This is a genomic window from Burkholderia sp. USMB20 (genome assembly GCF_000949135.2).
GTDB lineage: Bacteria > Pseudomonadota > Gammaproteobacteria > Burkholderiales > Burkholderiaceae > Burkholderia.
Window position 1 is genome coordinate 446936 of sequence record NZ_JTAN02000001.1, and the last position, 24656, is coordinate 471591.

20 protein-coding genes are annotated in these 24656 nt (G+C 62.4%); 11 read left to right on the top strand and 9 right to left on the bottom strand.

From position 1 onward, the window contains the following. Nucleotides 1-232: 232 nt before the first annotated feature. From PL79_RS02095 to PL79_RS02110, 4 genes are all read left to right on the top strand, one after another. On the top strand, nt 233-3016 hold the full coding sequence (locus tag PL79_RS02095; protein ID WP_044846494.1) for a type VI secretion system Vgr family protein: 2784 nt from the start codon (nt 233-235) through the stop codon (nt 3014-3016). A gap of 11 nt (nt 3017-3027) precedes the next feature. After that, nucleotides 3028-5202, top strand: coding sequence for a T6SS effector phospholipase Tle3 domain-containing protein (locus PL79_RS02100; RefSeq protein ID WP_044846493.1), 2175 nt, complete (start codon nt 3028-3030; stop codon nt 5200-5202). A gap of 101 nt (nt 5203-5303) precedes the next feature. Continuing rightward, nucleotides 5304-6836: a type VI lipase adapter Tla3 domain-containing protein gene (locus tag PL79_RS02105; protein WP_235879178.1), complete on the top strand. Its 1533-nt coding sequence runs from the start codon at nt 5304-5306 to the stop codon at nt 6834-6836. Between the two features lie 19 nt (nt 6837-6855). Continuing rightward, entirely contained in the window at nt 6856-7116 is a 261-nt protein-coding gene (locus PL79_RS02110; RefSeq protein ID WP_027790130.1) for a PAAR domain-containing protein, read from the top strand. 69 nt (nt 7117-7185) lie between these two features. On the opposite strand, the gene PL79_RS02115 is transcribed toward PL79_RS02110, so the two are convergent. Genes PL79_RS02115 through PL79_RS02125 form a run of 3 tightly spaced genes read right to left on the bottom strand, consistent with a single transcriptional unit; the run spans nt 7186 to nt 10830 of the window. Then, nucleotides 7186-8307 (bottom strand): aromatic ring-hydroxylating oxygenase subunit alpha, encoded by a 1122-nt coding sequence (locus PL79_RS02115; protein WP_044846491.1) that lies wholly within the window; start codon nt 8305-8307, stop codon nt 7186-7188. Next, on the bottom strand, nt 8301-9881 hold the full coding sequence (locus PL79_RS02120) for a GH3 family domain-containing protein (RefSeq protein ID WP_044846490.1): 1581 nt from the start codon (nt 9879-9881) through the stop codon (nt 8301-8303). The genes PL79_RS02115 and PL79_RS02120 overlap by 7 nt, the downstream gene beginning before the upstream one ends. A 13-nt stretch (nt 9882-9894) precedes the next feature. Continuing rightward, on the bottom strand, nt 9895-10830 hold the full coding sequence (locus PL79_RS02125; protein WP_044846489.1) for a fatty acid desaturase family protein: 936 nt from the start codon (nt 10828-10830) through the stop codon (nt 9895-9897). Nucleotides 10831-10943: 113 nt separating this feature from the next. Here PL79_RS02125 and PL79_RS02130 point away from each other — a divergent pair, with 113 nt between their 5' ends. After that, the gene (locus tag PL79_RS02130; protein WP_063927848.1) at nt 10944-11828 is read left to right on the top strand and encodes a metal-dependent hydrolase; all 885 of its coding nucleotides are present in this window, start codon (nt 10944-10946) and stop codon (nt 11826-11828) included. Continuing rightward, complete coding sequence (locus tag PL79_RS02135) at nt 11825-12745, top strand: hypothetical protein (protein WP_044846488.1); 921 nt, start codon at nt 11825-11827, stop codon at nt 12743-12745. Before PL79_RS02130 ends, PL79_RS02135 begins: the two co-directional genes overlap by 4 nt. Here the strand turns inward: PL79_RS02135 and PL79_RS02140 are convergent. Together PL79_RS02140 and PL79_RS02145 are read right to left on the bottom strand one after the other, a co-directional pair. Continuing rightward, the gene (locus tag PL79_RS02140; protein ID WP_235879179.1) at nt 12733-13851 is read right to left on the bottom strand and encodes a hypothetical protein; all 1119 of its coding nucleotides are present in this window, start codon (nt 13849-13851) and stop codon (nt 12733-12735) included. The two genes, PL79_RS02135 and PL79_RS02140, sit on opposite strands and share 13 nt — an antisense overlap. Beyond that, nucleotides 13844-14533: a hypothetical protein gene (locus PL79_RS02145; RefSeq protein ID WP_235879180.1), complete on the bottom strand. Its 690-nt coding sequence runs from the start codon at nt 14531-14533 to the stop codon at nt 13844-13846. Before PL79_RS02145 ends, PL79_RS02140 begins: the two co-directional genes overlap by 8 nt. On the opposite strand from PL79_RS02145, the gene PL79_RS02150 reads away from it, so the two are divergent. Next, a complete protein-coding gene (locus PL79_RS02150) occupies nt 14532-16091 on the top strand; it encodes a fatty acid desaturase family protein (RefSeq protein WP_235879181.1) in 1560 nt (519 codons plus the stop codon). The two genes, PL79_RS02145 and PL79_RS02150, sit on opposite strands and share 2 nt — an antisense overlap. 327 nt (nt 16092-16418) lie before the next feature. Then, nucleotides 16419-16844, top strand: coding sequence for a cobalamin-dependent protein (locus tag PL79_RS02155; protein ID WP_442861521.1), 426 nt, complete (start codon nt 16419-16421; stop codon nt 16842-16844). Between the two features lie 105 nt (nt 16845-16949). On the opposite strand, the gene PL79_RS02160 is transcribed toward PL79_RS02155, so the two are convergent. Together PL79_RS02160 and PL79_RS02165 are read right to left on the bottom strand one after the other, a co-directional pair. After that, complete coding sequence (locus PL79_RS02160) at nt 16950-17897, bottom strand: ketopantoate reductase family protein (protein ID WP_044846484.1); 948 nt, start codon at nt 17895-17897, stop codon at nt 16950-16952. Between the two features lie 10 nt (nt 17898-17907). Next, nucleotides 17908-18150 carry a hypothetical protein gene (locus tag PL79_RS02165; RefSeq protein WP_044846483.1) on the bottom strand — a complete coding sequence of 81 codons (243 nt, stop codon included), beginning with the start codon at nt 18148-18150 and terminating at the stop codon, nt 17908-17910. Between the two features lie 264 nt (nt 18151-18414). Between PL79_RS02165 and PL79_RS02170 the strand changes: the two genes are divergently transcribed. After that, nucleotides 18415-19326, top strand: a complete 912-nt coding sequence (locus tag PL79_RS02170; protein WP_044846482.1) for a LysR family transcriptional regulator — start codon at nt 18415-18417, stop codon at nt 19324-19326. Nucleotides 19327-19452: 126 nt separating this feature from the next. On the opposite strand, the gene PL79_RS02175 is transcribed toward PL79_RS02170, so the two are convergent. After that, a complete protein-coding gene (locus PL79_RS02175) occupies nt 19453-21177 on the bottom strand; it encodes a sensor histidine kinase (RefSeq protein ID WP_044846481.1) in 1725 nt (574 codons plus the stop codon). 205 nt (nt 21178-21382) lie between these two features. Here PL79_RS02175 and PL79_RS02180 point away from each other — a divergent pair, with 205 nt between their 5' ends. Continuing rightward, entirely contained in the window at nt 21383-21604 is a 222-nt protein-coding gene (locus PL79_RS02180; RefSeq protein WP_135800937.1) for a hypothetical protein, read from the top strand. Nucleotides 21605-21884: 280 nt separating this feature from the next. Here PL79_RS02180 and PL79_RS02185 read toward each other — a convergent pair whose 3' ends face one another. Next, a complete protein-coding gene (locus PL79_RS02185; protein ID WP_044846480.1) occupies nt 21885-22835 on the bottom strand; it encodes a helix-turn-helix domain-containing protein in 951 nt (316 codons plus the stop codon). A gap of 265 nt (nt 22836-23100) precedes the next feature. Between PL79_RS02185 and PL79_RS02190 the strand changes: the two genes are divergently transcribed. Then, the gene (locus PL79_RS02190) at nt 23101-24588 is read left to right on the top strand and encodes an NAD-dependent phenylacetaldehyde dehydrogenase (RefSeq protein ID WP_044846479.1); all 1488 of its coding nucleotides are present in this window, start codon (nt 23101-23103) and stop codon (nt 24586-24588) included. Nucleotides 24589-24656 lie beyond the last annotated feature (68 nt).

Genomic DNA, 24656 nt, shown 5'->3' on the forward strand with positions numbered 1-24656 from the left:
CGTGTACGCGCCTTGGGCGGGGCCCGGGAGACATCCGACGTTCGGAGCACTGCGCGTCGGTCCAGATAGAGCGGCGGAATATAGTGTTCTTCGTCGAATAACATGAAAAATTGTTAGTCGGCATCCCCGATTGTTATTTCCGCGTCACATTTTGGTAAACTCGCGCGCAGCCGCCAGCTATTTAGAACAGCAACATCCGGCGGGTCATAACGAATCAAACTGAGAGACCGTCGTGGATATCCGAGAGTCGTTCCGCAAATTCGTATCGGGAATCGATGCGAATCGCCGGCCGGTCGTGCTGAATTGGGGTAAGGCGCGGCACGCGCTGGCGTCGAAGATCGCGTTGCAGCACGCGAGCATCCGCGAAAGCATGATGACCGGCATCAGCGGCTATCTGACCTGCATTTCGCAGCAGGGCGATTTGCCTCCGAAGCTTTTCATTGGTGCGCCGGTCTCAGTCGGTATCGTCACGGATCGCGGCCAACTGCATGCCATCAACGCAATCGTCAGCGCCGTTCAGATCGGCCGGACCGACGGGGAGCTGACGGTTTACCAGTTCACCGTGACCGACGCGGTGAACCTGCTGCAAAAGCGCACCAATTCCCGCATCTTCCGTAACGTCAGCGTTGTCGATGTACTTGGAGTCGTCCTGAGCGAATGGCGACAGCGTAGTGTTGCCCTCGCGCAGGCGTTCGAGTTCGACCTGTCCCAACTCGACAGATCCCGCTATCCAAGTCGCTCTTTCGTACGCCAGGTCAACGAATCTGATGCCCGTTTCATCTCCCGGATTGCACGTCGCGACGGCATCACGCTGTTCGTGCGCGCCGGACGGGTGAGCGGGGAGGCGAAAGACGGCGATCCTCCCGTGCATACGCTGGTGTTCTGCGATGACCCTCAGAAACTGAGCGAGTCCGCCGCAGGTACAGTGCGCGTCCATCCACGAGACGCTGGAACGGAACAGCGCGACACCATCACCGCTCTGACGATGCGCCAGCAACTGATTTCGGGGGAATCGGGGCGACCTTCGTGGGACTACCGATATGCCCGCGTGGACCAGTCGAGCGCATCGACAAGGATCGATCAAGGCGAATCGGGTAACGATCTCGCGAAATTGCTATCGGACTTCGTGATCGACGTCCCGCATATGGCGGACTCGTGGGCAGACCACGAACGGATGACGGAAGATCGCATTTTGGCTCATGAAGCGCAGGCGGTTCGATACGACGGCGTGAGCGGAATTCGCGACCTCGCAGTCGGCTCATGGATCACGATCGCCGGAGAGGACGAGTGGGGCACGCTCCCGTCCGACAAGCAGCAATTCGTGATTACGTCACTGCACCACGAGATCTGGAACAATCTGCCCAAAGGGTTGAACGAGCGTGCGCAGACGCTGTTCGCCGCCAGCCACACGCTTCAGCAGCCACGCTCGCTGAGCGATGGCGACCCGTCCGGGCAGGATACGCGCTACGAAAATACGTTCTCGTGCGTGCCGCGTGGCACGCCTCTCACGCCGCTTTACGATCCCAAGACCGACCTTCCGCCGACGCCGTTGATTACCGGGCGCGTGGTCGGGGCCGAAGGCGAGGAGGTCAGTTGCGACGAGAATGGCTGCGTGTTCGTGCAGATTCTCGGTCAGGATTCCCGCGATCATGCGCACGCGCAGGGTGCCGGAACGAACAGCAACGAGAGCGACAGCGCACCGATCCGCGTGGCATCCAGTCTGGCCGGGCCGAATTTCGGGGAGACTTTCTTGCCGCGGGTGGGCACCGAAGTTCTGCTCGGGAGCCTCGGCGGGGATCCGGACAGGCTGGTCATCATCGGCGTGCTGGCAAACGGCGCGAACATGCCGGCGAGTTTCACTCATACGGGCAGTCTGCCGGGCAATCGCTTTCTCTCCGGTATCAAGACGAAGGAAATCAAGGGGCAACGCTACAACCAGCTTCGTCTCGACGATACACCGCAGCAAATCAGCGCGCAGCTTGCATCGGAGCATGGGCATAGCCAGTTGAATCTCGGCTACCTGACGCAACCACGCGACAACGGACAGGGTGCAGACCGCGGCCAAGGCGCCGAATTGCGCACGGACGCGGCAGCTGCGTTGCGCGCGGCGCAAGGGATGCTTCTGACGACTTACGCGCGTACGCAGGCGAGCGGCGGACAGCTTGACCGCAATGAACTCGTCGAGTTGCTCGGCGAATGCGCTGAGCTGTTCAAGGCGTTGGGAGATTACGCCGGACAGCACGGCGGCACGGCGACCGATGCGACGGGGCAGCAAGCTGTCGTGACCGCCTTCAAGGGATGGACGCCGGGCGGCCACGCTTCAGGCGACGATCGTGCGTCGAACGCCGACGCGGACGACTCTCAGGCGCTGATGGCATTCGGCGCAAAGGCGGGCGCGCTCAATATCACCCCGAAGACTTACGTGACCTACGCCGGCGAGAACATCGATCAGATCGCACGGCAGAACCTGCAATTCGCCGGCGGTCAGCGCGTAATCACGACGGCGGGCCAGGGCATCCACCTGTTCGGGCGCGGAGAAGGCGTCCGTGCGATTGCCGGCGAGGGCCCCGTTGTCTTGCAGGCGCAACAGGACACGCTTGCGGCGACTGCTCAGAAGGGGATACAGATCATGTCGGTCGGCGACGAGGTGTTGATCTCGGGCAAGTCGATCCGGCTCGTCGCGGAAGACGGAAGCTACGTGAAAGTCGGTGGCGGCGTCGAGGTCGGTTCCGACGGTGCGTTCACCGCGCACACGGCGGGACATGATTTCGTCGGCCCGAACACGGACCACGTTGCGCCGCCGGCGTTCAATCGCGGAGGAGCCGATCAGAAGTTCCGCTTGCGGTACCCCGGCACAGACGGTGACGACGGTACGCATCCCGTGCCGAATCGTCCGTACAAGATCACGCTGCGCAATGGCCAGGTCATTAACGGGGTCTCGGATGCACACGGGTTGACGGAGCTGGCATCGAGCGACGCGATGCACATTGCACACATTCAGGTTTTCGACGTTTAAGGCAGGCGATCATGTCCGATACCACAACCTCGTCGCCCCGGATCGTCGGCGAACATCAGGCGATTCTCAATTGCAACCGGCCGCAGGATGCGTTCGTCAATACCGACGTACAAAATCGCTTCCCGTGCACGACGATCCTGATCCATGGCGTGAATGACCTTGGAACGGATTTCGGCACGGTCGAAGGCGGACTGTGCGATGGATTGAACGACCGCCTCGGTCGCACCGATTTCAAGGGCGCGGAGTACTCGCACGGCCGCATGGCGAACGACCCGAGCCAGGTGAGCGTTGCCGACATGATGAAGAACATGGACGACGCCATCTATCGTCGGCAGGAAAGCGAAGAGACAAGGAGCCCGTTGATTCCGTTTTATTGGGGGTTACGCGTCGGGAAGGAGGATTTGCCCCGGGACCCCAATAAGGAAACCGTCAACGGCCAGTACGTCGACCGGTTCGGCAACCGCCTCGATGAGCACCGCGCGCGCAACGGCGGATTCTTCGCCAACGCGACCAACAACATCCCCGACATGTTCGACTCGAATTTCAAAGGGGGAATGACGACGAAAATTCTCGACCGGATGCAGGGCGACCCGACGCACCCGCTTCGCGAGGCGGAAAATCGGCACTACATGTTGCTGGCAGCTCGGCGGCTCGCGGCATTGGTGCGGCAAATCCGCCTTATCGACCCGGACGGGACGGTCAACATCATTGCGCACAGTCAGGGCACGCTGATATCGCTGCTCGCCCAGGCCTATCTCGTCGAGGGGCTGATTCCCAACCAATGTGGCCCGGCTGACCGTCCTGCCGACACGTTGGTCCTGATCGACTCGCCCTACAGCTTGAGCGAGGAGTTCATGGATCGGCTGCTGCAACGCGGGGACCAGCAGCAGACGGCTTACGCGCGTGCAAAGACCCTGGCAAACCTGGCCGGGTTTGTGGCGAGCGGCAAATATTCGACGCCACCACTCGATCAATTGAAGTACGAGCCAGGTCGGGACAATTTCGGCATCGTCGGCCCGACGTGGGATCCCGTGCAGGCGACGCGCCTGAGCGGGTTGCAAGGCAACGAATGCGTCGTGTTCGCCGAGCGCGACAATCGCGGCAAAGTGTATATGTACTTCAGCCCGGAGGATGCGACCGTCGGTCTGCGCGGCGTCAATGGCATGGGTTGCTCGGGCTTGCCCGACTCAATCCACGTGCGTGCGGCGCAGCGGGGAAGCAAGCCTGAGAAAATCGATCTGCTGTCGGCGGCTTTCCGGCAGCGTGTCTTTACCCGGCGTCTGCGGCAGGGCAAGCCGGTTCAGGTTGGTACGCCGCCCGGAAACTTTACGATGCGGGAAAAGGGTGAAACATCCCATGGCTTGCCCGGCGGCTTCACGACATGGGTGAAATCGACGCAGATAGGCGTCGGTACCGAGCGCAATATCAATGGCGAAGCATTGACGCCACCGTTCGATCCCGAAATGGAAGGCAATGTGCTGCCTGGAACGGAGGCAACGCCGCTTTCGGCAAATAATGCTGGCGAGTATGCGCCCGGCAAACAATCCATTGACCAGCTCGAAGCGGAAATTGCCTTGAGCACGAACAGTGGCGAAGGTGCGTTGCAGCCATTGCCCGCACAAACCATCGAATGGCCAACGAGCGAGGATGGGACGCTGCCGACCACCGCCGAGGTCGAGGCGTCGTTGAATGCGGGCAAGGATCCAGACGATCAGTGCAAGGTAGGCCGGGTCGTGTCGACGGTACCGCCGTCGCCCGGGCACATCGTCGTCTATCGGCAGGAGACGCTCAACGAAGCCAAGGTTCGGCTGATGAATAATCATCAGGGAGAAAGCTCATATCACTCGGCGGTCATGAGCGGTCGTAGAAATCACCGCTGTGCGACCGCGTTCGATGTATCGGTAGGCCAGGCACGTGCGCTGGACGATCCGGACTGGGCAAAACTCCTGCGGGCAATTGCTGATTGGAGACTTCCGGAGAGCGATATAGTAAAAGCCGAGAGAAAACTCGGCAAAAAGCTCGACCCCGTAACGTCCGAAATAGTAAAAGCCAATTGCAGCTATTACGAAAGCGGAGTTTTCCCGGAAGACAATATCGTGCCCAAGGATTTTCCTGACGGTGTGGTCAGTGAAACCAGGAAAGATCGAAATAGCGAAGATGCAAAAGAAGCACGATCGGTACATTGACAAATTGATGCGCCATGATTACGACAAACGTCGCACGACCACCGGCTTCACGAATATTTTTGCTCGCACTCGCAATCCTGACTCTCTTATGGATTGCAGTCTTGGAGTTTGTTGTTGGAAGGGAGGGATTTTTGGGAGGGAATATTGCAATGTATCGACGCTTGTCGCTGTTGATCTTGCCGCCGCTATTGTTGGCGGCATGCGTCAGTATCGCCTATGGTGCCTCGTTGCGTAGAGACTCGCCGCCTCGAGACACGCCGGCTGCCGCTCGTCCCTCCAGCGTAAATGAAGCTGTCGTTGCCGGGGACGGATCTCGGGACGCACGGTTCACATTGGAGATACGACGCTTTGGCGTCGCCGTTGACCGGTTTCGCCAGCGTGCGCTATTGATGCGGCTGGACGAGGCAGGGACCAATGGAACGTTGCTCCTGCAAGATCCCAAACAATATCCGTGGTCGAGTAGTGATCGAAGCTTTGCGGGACATAAGCGCGAGAACAACGTTTTCGGCTATACATTGCGCGGATGGGTCGATTATTGGCCGATTCCCGTGATAGTGGCCGGGCCGCCCCGAAACGAGAGTGATCCGGATGCGGGCCGGATGGCAACCCACATCAGTAGTGCGGATAACGGGGCGGGGATTGGCAATACAATTTATACGAGACTCGATGAAATACATACTGCGTATGGGGACGATGTAGTCTCTAGAGCGTTTGATATTTTTGACCGCGAGCCGGACTTGCCGGCAGTAGTGTTGCTGGTTGAGGATGGAATCAACACGCGATCCTATTTGGGTACTCCGGGCGCCGATTACCTGGGTTTGTCCACAAAAGACGGAAACTTCGTACCAAAGAATCCGGACAGTTACGTTGCGTTGCTCGTGACGAGAAAGGATCGCGTTGACCGACTGATTCGTCCATATGTGGTGGACGCACCAGAGGCAATCGACAACACCCAGACCCGATTTGACGTGATCAAGCTGTGGAATTATTTCTGGCAGCTTCAGAAAGCCTACTGGAAGAAGGGTGAAAAGGAGATGCCGGTGGATTATTGGCAGGCGAAGCTCCCCGAGTTCTGGAAGACCGCGTCGCTGAAGATACCGGACGGCTTCAAGCCGAACCCGTGGGTGCCGATTCCGTGGACGACGTGGCAACTGAAGGAGTACGACAAATGGCCGGTCCTGGCCAATCTGCATCGGCCGGTGCGAGTCGATCTGAGCAACGGGCACGGGGCGCCGTTGAAGAAGGGCGAGCGAATCGAAAAGATCCGCGCCGGCTGGCAGCAGGCAGTGGGCACGCTTGCGCCCGGCGAGCAGCCGGGACGGATGTTCTACGACACCGGCTCTTCGACCGCCAATCTCGCGTTGCTGGTGCAGTCGCTGCACGACAACCCGCAGCATATCGATATTGACGATCCGAAAGACGCATTCGACATGCAACGCCGTATCGGCGGCGACACCGGAACGAGCTCGATCTGGGTCCAGACCGCGCTGGCGCTGATGATGGGTTATGGCGACGGGAAGACGAGCGCACTGATCAACCTGCGGGATCCGCTGCATGCCACGATCGTCATGCTGACGCCGTCGGACGCCGCGTCGCGGCAAGCGCATCCGCAGACGTTCAGCTGGGATTTCTGACGGACCGGATCGACACGTCATGGGTCAAAAGCGATACATCATCGAAGGCGATGTGCACAGCCACGGCGGACGCGTTGTGTCCGGGGCGCCGAACTCGCGAATCAACGGGCGCGCGATTGCACGCTTGCACGATCCCGCGATTTGCGAGATTCACGGCCTGACCTTCATTGCGACGGTGTCGGGTCACGCCCGGTTCGACGGGCAAGTCGCCGCATGCGACGGCGACTTGCTGGCATGCGGAGCACGCCTGATCGCGAGCCAGGACCAGACGGGAGGCTAACGGAAATACGGGGCACGTGGGCGGTGCGCCGGTCGAGCCGGGCGCGTCGCCCGATCGCGCCGGTGACGCTCAGATCACGAATTCCATCGGCTTCGTGCCGCATTGCGCATCGGGCAACGGCTCGCCACGCTGCGTCGCGGCCAACAACCGACCGATCGCAATGTGGACCACATCGGCGCGCACGCTCGACGGCGTGAAGCCTGCGGCGTTGTCGAGTCCCTCGCGGTGCGCGCGCATGATTCGCACGTCTTGCTGGATCACGGAATGCGTGTAGAGGTGCAGCAGCGGTTTCAGCGCGCGCAGCACCGCAGCCGGCAAGGAAAAGCGATAGGCGATGTATGTATAGACACGCGATCGACGCGTGTCGAGCGGCGTGATCTGGCTGATGATCAGAAAACTCGAACGGCTACCCCAGTGATAGTCGCACCGTGTGACGTTCGGTGCATAAAAATGATCGGTATGCCGAAGCGGTTCCCTGGACGGATTGGTCAGCCAGTCCAGCATGCCGATCTTGTCGCCATCATCGTGATACGTGACCTCGACGCTCTGCTGCTTCAGTTCGACGGTCGCCCGTAGTCGCCGCCCAGTGGATGAGCGAAAGATCCGGTCATGCACGAACACCGTATGCGGGACGTCCATGAAGTTCTCGACCAGCGCACCGAGATCGCCATCGAACGTATTGACCATGTAGTACGACTGCCACGGCCGTTCGCCGTGGTGTGGCATGTCGAACGGCCGCTTCAGCGCTGGATCACCTCGCCCGCGATAGACCCAGACGAGGCCGTGCCGAGTCAGCACCGGCAACCTGCGCTGACGATATGGGTAGGTCGTACCGGTCGATTCGGCGCTTGCGCCGTCGATGCTGGGAATTCGGGTGACGCTGCCGTGCTGGTCGTAATGCCAGCCGTGATACGGACAGACGAGGCAGCCGTCGATGACTTTCCCGGCCGACAACCGGGTGCCGCGATGCACGCATTGGTCGACGAGCGCGACGATCTCGCCGTCTGCCGCCCGGAATAGCACGATGCCGAGGCCGAGTACGCGCGTGCCGAACGGTTTGTCCCGCTTGACCTCGGCTTCGGTGCCCGCGACGTACCATTGCTCGACGAGCGCGCCGAAGGCTTCGCCATCGGCGTCCGGCTCGGATTCGTCGCACGGGGGGCACGTTGATGCGATCGATATGTTCAACATGAGCACGCGTCCTCGATGAATGCGCGGAGTGCGTCCGCCACGGCGGGCTTGGCCACCAGTGCGCGGGGTTTGACGTCGCCAGCCCGGATGCCAGCACGCTCGTGGGCTCGCTGGACGAGATCCGCCAGCTGGGCGGCACCCCCGGGTATACGAACCACGCGCAACGGGCCAAGCTGGCCGACCGTGCGTGCGTGTCGGTAGTGAAAAGCGCGGGCGAGAGCCTGTTCCAGCGCATCACGCAGGGCGGCGACGTCCTGCGTAACGCTTGCAAGCAACAGCAGGTAATGGGGCGGATCCGCGTCTGCGCACGGAATCACGCAACCTTCATCGCCCGGTTGCAGCACCTCGGAAAGCGACGCAGCCAGACAGGCTTCGTCCAGCTTTTCACCGACCAGATCGCTTTGCGTGCCAGCCCGCCCGACGAAGGCCACGCATGGCGTTCGTCCCGCATATCCGGTCACACGGACCCGATCGCCGAGCCGATAGCGGTACAGGCCGCCTCCGGTCGTCACGACGACCTCGACCGTATCGCCCGGCTTCAGTTCTTCCACGCCTATCGCGGTTCCATCGTCGAGCAGGAACTCCAGGAAGTGGCTGCAGACGGCGAGGGGACAGCCGGCCATATCGCCGAACGGCAGGCTGACCACCGCCTCGGTGGAAAACAAGCCTTTCGGAAGCCATGCGGCCTGCGGAAACAAGGTGCGGGCATGTGCGGCGTAGTGTTTGCTTGGACCGTCCATCCAGCAACTCACTGCCGCGAGCTGCGGCCACAGCCGGCTGCAGTGGCCATCGTCGAGTGCGCGCCGCAGCGCTGCCGTACGGTTCGACGGCAGCGAATCGAACAGGAAGGTGAGCGTATCGCGGCGTTGCGGTTCGGCTTCGTCGAACAGCGGACGAAGCAGACTGGTCAGGAAGGTCGGGCTCCATACGCTGATGAAGGCCAGATCATCAGCGGCGATCAGCGCGCGCAACGTTTCGTTGCGCCACGCCCGACCGTCACCCGATAGCGATGGTGCGACGAGCGTCGGTAGCAGATCGACGAGCGGGCTGTCGGCCAGGTATTCGAGATCGCTGTCCGATCCGATCATGATGCCGTTGGGAGCGCGTTCGCGCGCGTGCATTGGAGGTGACATCGACCAGTACGCGCGCCCGGCCGCGACGCCGGGCACGGCGCGATGCAGATCGGAGAGCCAGACGATCAGCGCGAACTGCAATTCTTCGAGAAAGGCCGGCGTATAGGGAATGAGCTTTTGCTGCTCGCTGCCGCCGCTCGTGCGCTCGAAGAAGCGTGGCGCTTGCGCGGTCAGGATCGGAGCGGACTCCTTGAGTGCACGATCGATCCATCGGGACATGCCGGCGTAGGGGGCCACCGGCACGCGCTCGCGAAATTGTGCCGGATCTGCGATATCGGCAAACCCGTTGGCAATGCCGAACGTCGTGTTCCGATTCGCGGCGAGCAAGCGTGACAGATAGGCCGCCTGCGCGTCGCCCGGCGCATCGAGCGCGCTGAGCCACGCGCGACGGAAGGGTTCTGCTGCCGCGCCAAACGTGGCCCACGCATCCTGTGCACGCACGTGCGTCCTCTCGTCAGAAATAGGTCTTTTCGAGCTGTGTTGGATCGCTGGGCAAACGCCGGGGCGCCTCGAACACATGCAGCCAACCGTACCACAGCGGTCGCGTCTCCGCTGCGTCGGAGCATGCATGAAGCTCCTGCCAGCGCAGGCTCGGATGCCGGTGATGCGTCAGGTTGTAGTTGAAGTTGAGGAACGCCCAGCGGATCAGTGCGGGGGCACGCATGTTGTATGTGCCCTCGACAACGTCGAGCGGCGTGTGCATGTGATACACCCATTGGAGCGACGACCACGAAAACGCGAATGCGAGGTAGGCAATCGCGATGTCGAGCACGCGCCAGTCCAGCAATGCACCCAGTGCAATCCACGCGGCCACGGCTGCGAGGGTTTCGTATCGAATTCGTCGAAAGTCGGCCTGGTCGAAGTCCCTGAACGCAGCCGCATACGTGTTGTCGTGTCCGTACTTCGCCCAACCATGCGGGATGCGACTCGGAAGCACGGCCAGGACGAAGCTGCCCGCGAAACTCGCCAACCAAATGCCGCCGACGATCGCCACGTAGTATTCGATTCGCTTGCGCCACAGCGAAACGTCCGGCTCGACGAAGTCCACCCGCTCCGCAGGCGTTCGATTCCGCACGTGGTGACCGAGATGATTCACGTGGATCAGCGTTGCTGCGGCGCCGAACATCGTCGATGCCCACCACATCATCAAGTAGTTGATTTCCCCGCGCCGATGCCCGAAACCGTGGAATGTTTCGTGCATCATCGAAAACACACCTTGCATGATCAGGCAGAACGGTACGAGCGACACCCAGCGCAAGGGGCTCGTACCATGCGACAGCCACGTCAGGATGCCGGCCCATGCAACGCTCTGCAGCGCGAGCACGCAGAGATTCAGCCGATCGAACCGTCGCGAACGATTATCTATGGCGCTTGCATTGGCAACGAACATACAATTCGGACATGGATGGTGGCGGCGACGCAGAGCATACCTTCGATCGCCATCATCGAACAATACGCCCGCCTGCGCTGACCCTGCGCGTTACGCCACGATCGGCCACGACCATGTACGCCAAACGAACCGACGATTCAACGCATGAACGCCGCAACGACGCGGCAGACATCCGTCGGCGCAATCCGCGTTTTTGCTTCGCCGACCACATTCCGCGCTATTGGTATCGTGACAACCGCCGCGTGACGCGCTTTTTCGACGCGTTCTCGATCATGTTTCCGCTTGGCGAGAAGTTCTTTGTCGATAGCGTGAGGCAGTACTGCGACGCGCTGCCGGCCGACGGCACGCTCGCCGCGCAAGTGGATGCTTTCCTGTACCAGGAAGCCGCTCATATCCGCGAGCACCGCGCGTATAACCGGCGCCTGGCTCGCCAGGGCATGCCGGTCGACGCACTCGAGGCGCTCATGCGGAGACGGCAGCAACAATGCCGGCGTGTCGCTTCGCCGCTGCTTCAATTGACCTTCACGGCATGTCTTGAGCACTACACGGCCATTCTGGCCGATCTGCTATTGCGCGATCCGGCCATTCTCGACGGCGTCGACCCGTCGATGGCCGCGATCTGGCGGTGGCATGCGATAGAGGAAACCGAACACAAGGCCGTCGCGTTCGACGTATTTCGCGCTTGCGGCGGCGGCGCGATCAAGCGCTATTTCATGCGGACGGCGGCGATGCTCGGCGTTACGGCATGCTTCGTCGTCGATCTGGGCTATTTCATCGTCCGTCTCGCGCGTGCCGACCGCGACGCCGGCAATTGGCGAAGCTGGGCACAGCTTGGCTGGTGGCTGTTCGGCGCGCCGGGCATCGTTACCCGCGTGCTGCCTGCGTGGCTGGCATGGTTCTCGCCGCGTTTTCACCCTGCCCGAATCGGGAATCCAGCCACGCTGGCTGCTGCCCGCGCGGCGCTCGCTGCCGATGGCGTGACAACGGAGCCGGCATGAGCGCACGGTGTCCGGCATGGTCGCCGTCCGGCTTCGACGAGTGGCGGCAACACTACCCGTTGACGCCGTTCGAACCGGCGCCCGCAGCACTCGACTGGACCGGGCGCTTCATCGAATGTTGGCACGCGCATGGCGCTCACGCATTCCCGGACACCGTCATCGTGCTGGTTGCGGGACTCTATTCCGAATGGATACCTGCCTGCTTCGGGCATGCTGCGCGGGCGTTGCGTGCCGCGCGGTACTCAGTCCTTCGTGTGCCGGTCCGCTCGTCGCGCGCCGTTGCCGAGCAGGGCGCGCATATCGTGCGCAACCTGTATGCGCGCTTGCCCGCTGATCGCCGTTTTATCGTCCTTACCCATAGCAAGGGCGGGCTCGATGCATTGGCGGCTCTGCATGCGGATTCAGGGCTTCGTGCTCGCTGCGACGGTATCGCACTCGTTCAGCCGCCCGTCGGCCCGAGTGCGATCGTCGATGGCCTGCTCGAGCAACGGGGGGCGCGCATCGATCCCGCATGGTTGGGTCGAGCCGCCGGGAGATTGCTGCGCACACGCTGGCTGCATGCAGGCTCGCGCGATATCGGCAGCGGGCGCGACGCGGGCATCGCGAATCTGTTGTCTGCGGTGCCCGGTGGCCTGCACTGTGTGCATGTCGTGAGCTGGTCGATAGAACGCACGTCCCGGTTCGACGCACATCACTCATGCCTCGACCGCTACCGTCCCGGTTGTGCGCATGACGGACAGTTCTACCTCGATCACCAGACGATTCGCGGCATGCCCCAAGTGTGCGTGCCGCATCTCGACCATGGCCAGCCTGTACTCGGCGGCGCCGGCTTCGATGCGGGGCGTTTCTGGCTTGCACTCGTTGCGCTCCTGAACGACACGCGAGCGGCTGCGGTCGCGAGCGGTCAGACGAGATAGATTTCGAATCCCGGGATCGCTTCGGTGCCGCCCGGATCAAGTGTGCGCGCGCCGGGCGTGGATAGCGTGTATAGATCCATCGGCAGTGCGGTGTACCGATAACCGTGCAAGGCGGGCCATAGCGGGTCGTGATCGTACAGGCAAAGCTGCAGCAACGCATAGCGGCTCCGCTCTCGTTGCCAGACCGCATCGAGCAGTGCCTGTGCGATGTCCGGGTTGCGTCCGCTCACATGCAGATGAGTCAGGTAGATGTCCTGAAGCGGCTGGCCGGGTGCTGCGATGGGAGGGCGTCCGAGCAACGGCGCGATGGCGTTGAAGCCGTGACGCAGCGCACCGAGCGAGCGCGGCAGACGTTCCAGCACGATGCGCTTGATACGTCCTGCATCCCACGGAGCAACGCAGCCCACGATACGCCGCTGCGCGTTACGTGCGACCAGAAAGCGCTCGATTCCAAAGTCGGGCCAGACGTTCAGGCGGCGCGCGAATTCGTCCGCCGTAAAGACGCAACCGAAGGGTTGGGAACGCGACTCCTGGTCCAGAAATGCGCGGAGCGCGTCGGCGTCGGCGGCCGACGCGTTCGTGATCCTGACGGAGCCGGCGCTCCGCGCAGCGATACGCCGCGCATAGATCGACACGTTACTGTAGCCGCGCCAATGTCGAAATCCGAGCCGGGTCCGCTTGCCTGTCTTGAATAGCGATTGCGTTGCGATCCTGTTGTCGCGAATGACGCAGCAGTACGTATGCTGCACATCTTCGTGCCGGGCGAGATCAGCGAGGCGATCGACGACATAGTCGACCCACGTGTGCGCCAGTTCGCGATCGGGTGCGATGCGCAAGTCGCCGAGGTAAGCGATGCGCTGTTTCTCGCCGGCGATGTAGCCGTCGCGAACGACCATGCTGGCTATTCCTTTGACGCGCCCGGCGCTGTCCTCCGCGAGCCAGGTTCGATAGTCGTTCGAATGACACCGATGCAGTGCGGAGTAATCCGGCGAGCGATCGAAGCGAAGCGGCATTCCGCTTAGCATCGCGTAACGTGTTTGAAACGCGAGGAGCCGTTCGTTGTCGACCGCTGTGGCTAGCCGGATCCGCGTCATCGGCTCATTCACCGGTGAAGATTCGTCTTGCCATCGGGCGCAGGTTTTCCGGCGTCAGTTCACACAGGCAGGCGAGCTCGTTGCCGCATGCGTATTCTGGATTGCGCTCCAGAAAATAGGCGACATCCGGCAGCCGTCGATGCACGTCCGGCACTTCGGCGAGGGCTGGGGCGAGGCGGCCTTGCGGTACCGGAAACTTGAGCACGCCGGACGCGGCGTCGTATGCGTGCCCGAAGCGCTCAACTGCCAGATGATCGAGCAGTGCCTGATTCACGGGCTCAGTCGGTCGGTCGAATCGCGGGGTGAAGTCATGCGCGAACGCTCGCAAGTAGCGGTACGTACGATGCCCTTTGCAGATCAGAAACCAGTATAGTGCCACGTCGGGCGAGTTGCGTTTGAGCTCACCTGCGAGTCGAATCCAGCAAAACGCGAGTTGCTGGCTGCCCCAGCAGGCCGGATCCACGATCGTGTCGCCGGAAAACAGGATGCGCAGTGTGGTGTCGCACCACTGCTGTTCATATAGTTTCAATGTGGAGAAGCCGCGCAGCTTGCCGGTGTCATCGCGCATGATGACGCAATGTGTCTTGTCGTCGAGATCGTGTTCGAAACGTGCCTGTTCCGTATCCCGGTAACAGGTCGAGTAGAGCGCGTACATATGTGCAACGTCGACGTCGCGCAGCTGCGCACGTGTCATGGAACTGGCTCGAAGCGGCATAGCGTCGTTATTCATGCGAGCTGAAACGATTTATCATGATACGCGATTGAGCCGCTCCTTTTTTCACATGCGCGCCATACCTCCTGTTTCCGCCTCCTATATACCGTCAGCGTTCGACGCGTGGCGCTGGCTCGCAATCTATGTCGTCGTGTCGGGTGCGCTGTACTTCTGGGTCACACACGCGCCAATGGCACCCGTGGCGCTGTTGCGTCCGGGGCCGTACGATGCGGTCATTCCGCGCGTGTCCGCCAGCGTGCCGCTTTATTTGAGTTACGCGCTCGTGATGCCGTCGATCGTCTGGTTCGGCCGTTGCCGAAATTGGCTGCTGCCCGCGTTTTTCGCAGGTGCGCTTGCCGCAGGCCTGTGCATCGTCAGTCATCTGCTATGGCCGACTGCCGTGAGCCGGTCGCCGGCTGCGACAGGATGGATCGCGTGGCTGTATCGGATCGACACGCCACTCGCCGCGAATCCATGCGGGCATGTTGCGCTGCCTGTGGCTGTAACCGTGGTATTGGCTGCGCTACGTGTCCGTGCAGCGCGCTATTACGCTGCGTGGAGCGCAATGCTGGCGCTCACGGTTTTGACGACCGGGCAGCATCTGATCGCGGACATGCTCGCGGGACTCGCACTCGGTATTGGCGTTGGCGGTGCGACGACCGTGCTCATTCGTCTCGACGTTGACCTGCGTACGGCCGCCGCATTGTTGCTTGAATGGCTATGTATCGTAGTTACGCTGCGAGTTGCGTTATCGGTGGGGCATTGGGGAGGCTACCTCGTCGCTGCCGTTGTTGTCGCGACCCGGCAACACGCGTTATTCATTCTGTATCACGACGCGACACACTATCATTTGACCCGCCGCCGTTTCGCGAACGACTTTCTGATCAACTTGGCAATCGGCGTACCGGGACTCGTGCCCATCGAGTTTTATCGCCCGCTGCATCTCGCACACCATCGTCACGTCGGGACTTCGGAAGATCCAGAGCGGAATTATCTGTACCACGCGCAGCCATGGAAATTCGAGCCACTCGACACACTCCCGCTCGTCCGGCAACTGCTCGGTGATTTGTTCCTGGTCAACATGGTGAAAAACATGCGCGCATACCGGCGTGCGAACGGGCGTGGTGCGTCCATGTCACTGCCGCTGCTTACGGCGATAGCGACTTGGGGCATCCTGCTCGTGCCGCTCCTGCATGTATGCACAGTACGCGAACTGTTGACGCTTGCGGCGCTTTGGTTCGTTCCTCTTGTGACAATTGGGGCGCTGGTGCAGAAGATCCGTAGTATTGCAGAGCACAGCGGCGGGCCGGGTGTCACGGCTGGCTGGAATGACTGGACTTATTCGTGGCGCGTCGGGTTACTGGGCCGCTTCTTTATCTGGCCGTACAACATCAACTATCACCAACAGCATCATCGCGAACCCGGCGTGGCGTGGCATCGCTTGCCCGGATTGCGTGCGTCTGACGAGCCGGTTCTGCCTTCGCGGCAATTGCTTGCATTGCTCTGGTCGGGTGCTTCGCGCCGTGGTAGTCAAAGATAGAAAAAATCCCTTCCACGACGCGATGAAGTTTCCTATCGGTCCTGGAGCGAAAGAACGGCTCGACCCGTCGCGATCCGTCTGACGCGTGCCGCGCAACCATTGCACACGGATTGCGTCATGAGGTCCCACCGCTGCCCGGCAGATAGTCGAAAGTGATCGACGTGTTGCACACATTCAATGCGGCGATCCGAGCGTCGTCAGCGACGCGCTGAAGCGCATTCCGAACCCGCCCGTACACGCGGCCGTGTCGGTCAGCTCGCTCGCCGGCATCACCGGTTCGGCGTCGACCGCCTGGCAAAACGCGCGGGACGCAGGCCGCGCATCGCGATCGCCAAGCTCGGCCAGGACGGACACGACCGCGGTGCGGCCGTCGTCGCAGCCGCGCTCGAGGACGCCGGATTCGACGTCCTGCGCCTGCCGCTGTTTCAGCAACCGGCGTCCGTGGCGGCAGTCGCGCAGGCGCATGGCGCCGATATCGTGGGCATTTCGTCGTTGTCCGGCGCCCACCTCGAGCTCGTCGAAGGGCTGCTCGACGAACTGGCATTGCATCGCGCCCGGATTCCGGTGGTGTTGGGTGGCATCTTTCCGGCCGCGGATATTCGCCATCTGAAGGCGAAGGGCGTCGCGGCGACGTTCGGGCCCGGCACACCGCTCGATGCGATCGCCCTAAGCGCTGTGCGCATGTATCGACGCATGAGTCGTTCCTCGAGAAGTTCAGGGTGCGGTCGAAACGAGGTCGAGAGGAACGGGTGATGGCCGCCGATGCGCCGATTTGCGTGACGCTCCACACCGCGGCCAGCTGCGTGGATGTGTTGACGGACGCTTCGACGAAGCGCCCGGCGGCAACCGCCACGCGCTTCAGTGTCGAGCCGTCGCGCCGCCCGACTGACGTGTACGCGCGTCGACGAGCCTGACGAGGCAGGCCAGGCTGTTCGTATATGGCACCTCCACCCCGGCCTTGCGAGCGGCCTCGACCACCGCGCCATTGATCGCTTCGATCTCGGTGCGCCGGCCGGCCAGCACGTCCTGCAGCATCGATGGCCGATGCGTACGATGATGGGCGAGCGCATCGCGCACATTCGACGCCACGTGCGCTTCACTTGCCGAAATGCCGAGCGCACGCGCGACGGCCATCACCTCTGAAACGATCTTCAGCGCCAGCTCTTCTCCGTCTGGAGTATTCGTCAATTCGCCGACCGTGCATTGCGTCACGGCACACAGACTGTTGAGGGCGGCGTTGAATGCAACCTTCTCCCAAATCGCGGCCCAGACGTCGGGATCGACATGGCACGAGAGGCCGGCGTCATTCAACGCATGCACGGTCTGTTCGAGCGCGCTCGTATGCGTGCCGTTCGCGTTCATCAGCCGGATCGTGCCCTGGCCATGCGAGCTGACGGCGCCAGGCTCCGACTTGTCGGCGGGCCACGTGGTCACGCCGACCATGACCCGGTCGGGCGAGACGGACCGGGCGAGCCGTTCTGCGTTCCCCAGGCCGTTCTGCAACGACAGGATGACGGTGTCGGGGCCGAGTACGGCGCTTGCAGCAGCGAGTGCGGCGGTCGTATGCATCGTCTTCGTGAAGACGATGACGAGGTCGACGGGCTTGCCGGCCTCCTCCGGCCTCAGTGCGACGAGATCGCGCACGATTTGCTCGCCGGAATCGGTCGAAAGCCGCAGGCCGTGGCTGCGAATCGATGCGAGATGAGCGTCGTCGATATCGAGCAGGCTGACCGAATGCCCCGCAAGCGCGAGGCGGCCGCCAAAGAACGAACCCATCGCACCGGCACCCAGAATGGCGATCTGCATGGCGTGCTCCTCAGAACGGATCGTGGTGGAGAGTGCTCTGCAGGGCAATCCCCCGCAAGTCGGTGAATTCCGCGACACCCGCGCGGCCGCCGAAGCACCGGAAGCCGCTGCCCCGCTTGAGCGGGCCGAATCCCGACCAGATCGGGAATGCGCGGGCCGTGGCATCCACCGCTGCCTCGGCATCCTCGACGCCGTCGTCGGCGGGCGCGCGTGACGCTACCTCACCGTCGATGAGCATCGACACTGTCTTCATCGTTTGTCTCCTGGATTTTTTCGACGCCGATGTCCTCGGCGAGACGGGCTTCACTCAGCGCGTGCAGCGCGAAGGCGACCGACATGCGCTCTCACCCGGACCGGGCGCAAGCGCGCGCGGCGGAAACTGCCGGGGCGCATAGCGGCGGGAGGCTGAGCTCCATTGAAGTCTCCTGTCGTTCAGTACGGTTCTGGTGAACGCATTATCGAAACATCAGGAAGAATCCGAAATTGCCGATTTCACAAAAAGGCATTACCTTCAGGCATGACTTTCAATCTCCAGCAGCTTCACGCATTCGTCACGATCGCTTCGGCCGGTAGTCTCGGGCGCGCGGCCGAGACCTTGCACGTCACCCAACCGGCCTTGAGCCGCGCGATCCGCCGGCTCGAAGACGAGGTTGGCGCCCCTTTATTCGAGCGTCATACGCGCGGCATGCACCTGACGGCGGTGGGGGAGGCGCTGCTGCCGCACGCGATTCTGTTGCAGCGCGAGGCGGAGCAGGCGCGTGAAGAGATCGACGCGATGCGCGGGCTCGCACGCGGGACGATTCGCTGCGGTGCGGTGGGCAGCATCGCGAGCCTCGTGCTGCCGCTCGCCGTGAGCGGCGTGTTGCAGAAGTGGCCCAATTTGCGCGTTCACGTCATCGAAGGCGTCTGGGATCGTCTTGCCGAGGCGCTGGTGCAGCGCGAAATCGATCTCGCACTCAGCATGGTGATGCCCGACACCGAGGAGATCGTCGCGATCGACGACTGTCGCTGGGAGGACAACAGCTACGTGGTGGCGGCGCTCGATCACCCGCTGCGGGCAAAGCCCGGGATCACGCTGGCCGATACGCTGGATCAGCAGTGGGCGATCCCGCCGCGCGGCACCGCGCCGTTCGAGCACATGCAGCAGGTGTTCGTCGCAAACGGGCTCGGCTTGCCGAACGTCGTGGTCGAAACCCGATCGATCACCGTGCTGAAGAGTCTCGTCGCCCGATCCGGTTTTCTGAGCTGGATGGCCGAACCGATGTACGTGACGGAGAGCAAGGCGGGGGTGTTCGATACGCTCGAATTGCCGGGGGTGGTCGGGCGGCGCACGTTGACCGCATTTCGGCGTCGGCACGGTTTGTTGCCGAGTCCTGCGGTCAAGCTGCTCGAACAGTTGCGGCAGTTGACGGCTGAACCGGGCGAGTGAATGCGGCGCTTCTTCGATGCGCTTCGAGAGAAAACGTTCGGCGCCGACCGTGAACTGATCATTTAGCAAACCTGATTTTCCATCTGCTCCGCTTCTCGCGAGGCAAGGTTTCGTGGTGGCCGGGCATCAGGTGGCAACATTTGTCGACGAGACACCCGGCAACGTCAGGATGAACGTGCAGCCTTCGCCCGGGCGGGTATGCAAATCGATGTTGCCGCCGTAGCGCTTGGCGATCGTCTTCACGAAAGCCAGCCCGAGACCGGCGCCCGAGGGGTAACGAGGCGGTTCGACTTGCAGGCGTTGAAATGGCTCGAACAGACGTTGTTGGGCTTCGGCCGATATGCCGGGCCCGTGGTCTGCAACGGAAATGGCGTAGCCATGTTCGACGCCGGTCAGGCGCACGGTTACCGTCGCATTGCCAGGACTGAACTTGATGGCATTGCTCACGAGATTGACGACCGCGCGCATCAGCAGGAAGGGTTCCACGCGTGCGATGCAGATCTCGTCCCCGACGTTCACGTCGAGCCGGATGCCGCGCGCTTGAGCGAGTGCCCACAGTTCGTCGATCGCATCGAGTACCACGCTGCCGATATCCGTTTCCACCAGTGACCAGGTCGGTGCTTCGGCGCGCGCCAGCAGAACGAAGTCGTCGGCCAGTGCCAGCGTACGGCGCGCGTACGCGGCAATTCGATCGAGCAGGTCCTTGGCGGGCGGGGCCGGTTCAGCGGCTCGCTGAAGATCGATCAACGCGAGAATCGATGCCTGAGGCGAGCGCATGTCGTGGGAAATGAAGTGCAGCCATGCCTCCCGGCGCCGCTCTGCCAGGCGCATCTTCGTCACGTCGAGCACGAACCCGATCGTTCGCTGGGTCACGCCGTCTTCATGCTGCGGATAGGCGGTGGACTGAACCCATCGAATCTCGCCGTTGGGCTGAATGACGCGATACTCGACGCGATAATCCCTGCCGAACGAATTGAATTCCTCCGCGGTCCGAGTGACCTTCATCGCCTTGTCGACGTCGTCCGGATGAATCAACGCGCGAAACTGGTCGATCGAGGTAATCGCCCTCCCGGGAGCGTGGCCCATGATTCGATGCCAGTTCTCGTCGCAGTGCAGTGTGTCCGATGCGATGTCGTAGTCCCAGATTCCCAGTCCGCCGACGCGGGCCGCGATGGCCAGCCTTTCTTCGCTGCGCCGAAGCAGATCGAGCGCCACGCGCTCGCGCGTCACGTCTCTCGAAACACACAGAATGGCGGTCGTTTTTCCATCGGCGTCCAAGATCGGCGTCAGCATGTTGTCCCAGTATTGAACGTCGCGCCCCGGACGCTCGCTGCGCCCGGGAAACCTGCCGAACACACCGTTCCTGGCGGATTCGAGCGCGACATTTCCGTCGGGCCACACGTCTTCGGGCAGGAGCGGCAGCCACGGCATCCCGAATCCCGAGTCTTCGTCGACGCCCAGCGCCTGGCATCCGGCGCGGTTCATGTGCAGCACGTTGCCTGTCGGCGAAATCAGTTTGATGCAGTCGATGCTGATATTCAGCATGTCTGTCTGTATCGACGTGTGACTCTTCAGTTCGATTTCCTTGGCCTTCAGGTCATGGATATTCGTGCAGGTGCAGAGCCATCCGTCGTCGACACGGTGAAGGTTGACGGTGAACCACTGGTCGATGCCGTGGGAACCCGCCAGCCGGCACTCCAGCGTTTCGTGTACCGAGCCGGGTTGCGCCGCGTGAAGTGTCGACTCGGCGGTGCATCGGTGCTCCGGATGGATCAACTCCGTCCATTGGAGTCGATACGTGGCCTCGGCGGAGCGATCCGCGTAGGCAAGCCATGCATCGTTGATGCTCACGACCCGCCCGTTCTCGTCGAAATGGCATGCCGGTGTCCGAAGGACATCGATCAGGCGGGCAATCCTGAGACAGTCGGGGCGTGCGGGGGCTGTTTCGTCGGGCGAAACAACAGGAGATTCCGTCTTCGAACGTGTGGGGGGCGCAAGGTCCGGGCCGTCTACGTTGCATGCGCAAGAAATTTCATTTTCAAGACGAAATCCATTCATGTTTGTTACATTCCATGCATCGCTGACACGCTTCCAGAATGTCAGACATCAAATGATGCATCAATGGGTAGTCAGCACTATGGATTGGCACCGTAGTAGTGCATATTATTTTCGAGTGATGGAATCAGGTGAAGATGCGGAGCTCGTCGGGTGGAAGTTGGGCCTGATTGTGGCGCGTGTTGCACATAGTGCCGGCTTCAAGCGTCGCATTGAATGCTGATCATGTTGAATGACTTGTGCGGAGGCCGGACGGGGCGATACGCGTGGTATCGCCGATTTTTTGCAGTAACGGACCGTCGAGCCGACACGCCGGAATCGCAAGTGGACGATCGCATGTGCGTTGGCCGACGTCGTCGAACGGTGCCGGGACGATACGAATGCACGTGTGGTCGACACCGGGCGGCGATGCCAGGCTGCTGATGATGCATATTCCCCGGAGCACGCGCGCGTCGACCCCGGGATCGTTCATCGAAATCGCTGCAGTTCGCGGTGATCCCGCTTCACGCCTCCGAAATACCGCGACACGCGACGCGATACGCGCCCGGGCTGCATCCGAACCGTGCCTTGAACGCGCGCCCGAAATGCGTGATGTCCGAGAAGCCGCACGCGATCGCCAGCTCTTGCAGGTTGCGGTTGGGATCCGCCGGATCCTCCAGCGCGCGCTTGCTCGCCTGCAGCCGGTATTCCTGGATCAGGCTCTGCGGCGTGCGCCCGGTCGCGGCCAGCGCGCTGTACAACGTGCGCCGCGACACGTTCAGCGCACTCGCGAGCTTGTCCGGCGACAGGTCGGGATCGCTGTAGTGGTGCGACAGATGGATTTCCGCATTCATCCGCAGCGTCGCGCTGCGCGCATCGGCGCCGCTCAGCGAATCGCTCGCCTCGCGGCGGATCACCGAATCGAGCAGCATCAGCGTCGACTGCTCGAAGCCGAACAGGCTTTCCGGATCGTTCGGCACCTGCCCGTCCATCAGGTAATGGATCGATTGAAGCGCCAATTGCGCATTGCCGACGGTTCGACGGACCTGCACGCCCGCGCGCTCCACGAACCAGCGCCACATCGTGCCGCTTCTCGGCGGCGTCAACGCCGCGACGAAGCGCGACGCATTCGCCGATTCGATCATGTACGGCTGCGTCGCATCGTAGATCACCCACTCGCCGGGATTGACCGTCGACGCCGCGTTGCGCTGCGTGACGCGGCTTTGTCCGGCGATCTGGAACAGGATCTTGTAGCAGTCGCTGTCGGCGCGCGACGCGAGCGAGCGGTCGCGATCGACGCGGATCGCGGTGGTGTCGACCTCCGCCATCCGCAGGCCGCCGACCGTGGCAACCCGCACCGACATCCGGAACTGCGGGCCGGTGTCGTGAAAGACCAGCGGCAGGAAGCTGTCCGCGATCAGGTCGCGCAGATTCGCGTTGCTGTTGCTGGCGTCGACGACGAGTTCGTGTGCCATTGCCGGAAGAGGGAGAGGGCCGGGGAATGCGTCGAGCTTAATGCATTCGGCGCGGACGCGGGGGCGAAACGCAATCATCGTCGGCAGCGGCGACTTTCAGCGTCAATGGTGGTTTCCACAGGGAAACCGCTGCGTCGCACCAGTCTGCACGCTGAGGCCAAAAGTGTGCACGCAACGCCGATCCGCGTGCGCGACGCGTCCCTAGAATCGAAGAGCGGCCGGCAAGTCGGGCCTTTCACTCAATTCGAATTCCGGAGGGATACAGATGGCACGGGTACGGATGCTGGACGAAGTCGGCGCGTTTCTCGCGCGCGAACACGGTCACTACATCGACGGCCACGCGGTAGCCGGCCGCGGCGAACGGATCGACGTGCGCGATCCGTCGACGCGCGCGGTGATCGGCTCCGTCGCGCAGGCGACCGACGACGACGTCGAGGCCGCGGTCGCGTCGTCGCATCGCGCGTTCCACGGCGAGTGGGCCAGCCTGACGCCGGCCGATCGCGAGCGCATCCTGCTGCGTTTCGCCGACCTGATCGACGCGCACGGCGAAGAGATCGCGCAGATCGAAACCGCGCAGTCGGGCAAACTGATCGGGCTGTCGCGCGTGATCGAAGTCGGCTGGTCGGCTCGCTGGCTGCGCTATTACGCGGGCTGGGCGACGAAGATCGCGGGCGAAACGCTCGCCCCGTCGTTCCCGAGCATGAACGGCGAGCGCTACACGTCGTTCACGCTGCGCGAACCGCTGGGCGTCGTGTTCGGGATCATTCCGTGGAATTTCCCGGTGATGATCCCGGTGTGGAAATTCGGCGCGGCGCTCGCGACCGGCAACACGGTGCTCATCAAGTCGTCGGAGTTCACGCCGCTCACGATGCTGCGCATCGCCGAACTGGCGACCGAAGCCGGCCTGCCGCCCGGCACGCTCAACGTGATCAACGGCACGGGCCAGGTCGGCGCGAAGGTGATCCGCGATCCGCGCGTGGCGAAAGTGTCGTTCACGGGGTCGGTGCCGACCGGCCGCATCATCGGCGAGGAGGCCGTCAACGCGAACTTCACGCGCTTCACGCTCGAACTGGGCGGCAAGAACGCGGCGGCGTTCCTGCCGGATACGCCGGTCGACAAGATCCTCGACGGCATCGTCGAAGCCGGGTTCCTGCATAGCGGGCAGGTGTGCGCGTCGGCGGAACGCTTCTTCGTGCATCGCACGAAGTTCGACGAAGTGGTCGAGAAGATGAAGGCGCGCCTGGACAGCTTCCAGCCGGCCGACCCGATGGACGACGCCGGGATGATCGGCCCCGTCTGCAACGAGCCGCAGTTCCGCAAGTGTCTTGAGGCGTTCGAACTCGCGCGCACGGAGGGCGATACGATCGTCACCGGCGGCGGCGCGTATGCGCGTGACGGCTTCTACGTGAAGCCGACGATCGTGCTGCCGCGCTCGCTGGAATCGGCTTCGTATCGCAAGGAGATCTTCGGGCCGGTCGGCGCGTTCGTGCCGTTCGACGACGAGGAAGAACTGATCGCGATGATGAACGACACGCCGTTCGGGCTGACCGCGAGCCTGTGGACGAACGACCTGTCGAAGGCGCTGCGCTACGTGCCGCGGATCGAAGCCGGCACCGTGTGGGTGAACATGCACACGCTGGTCGACCCGGCCGTGCCGTTCGGCGGCGCGAAGGGCTCCGGTATCGGACGCGAGTATGGCTCGTCGTTCATCGACGCTTATACCGAGCCGAAATCGGTGACCATTCGCTTCTGACGACATGACCCGCCAACGGAAACCCGCCCGGCATCGACCGGGCGGGCGTTTTCCGTTCAACGCCGACG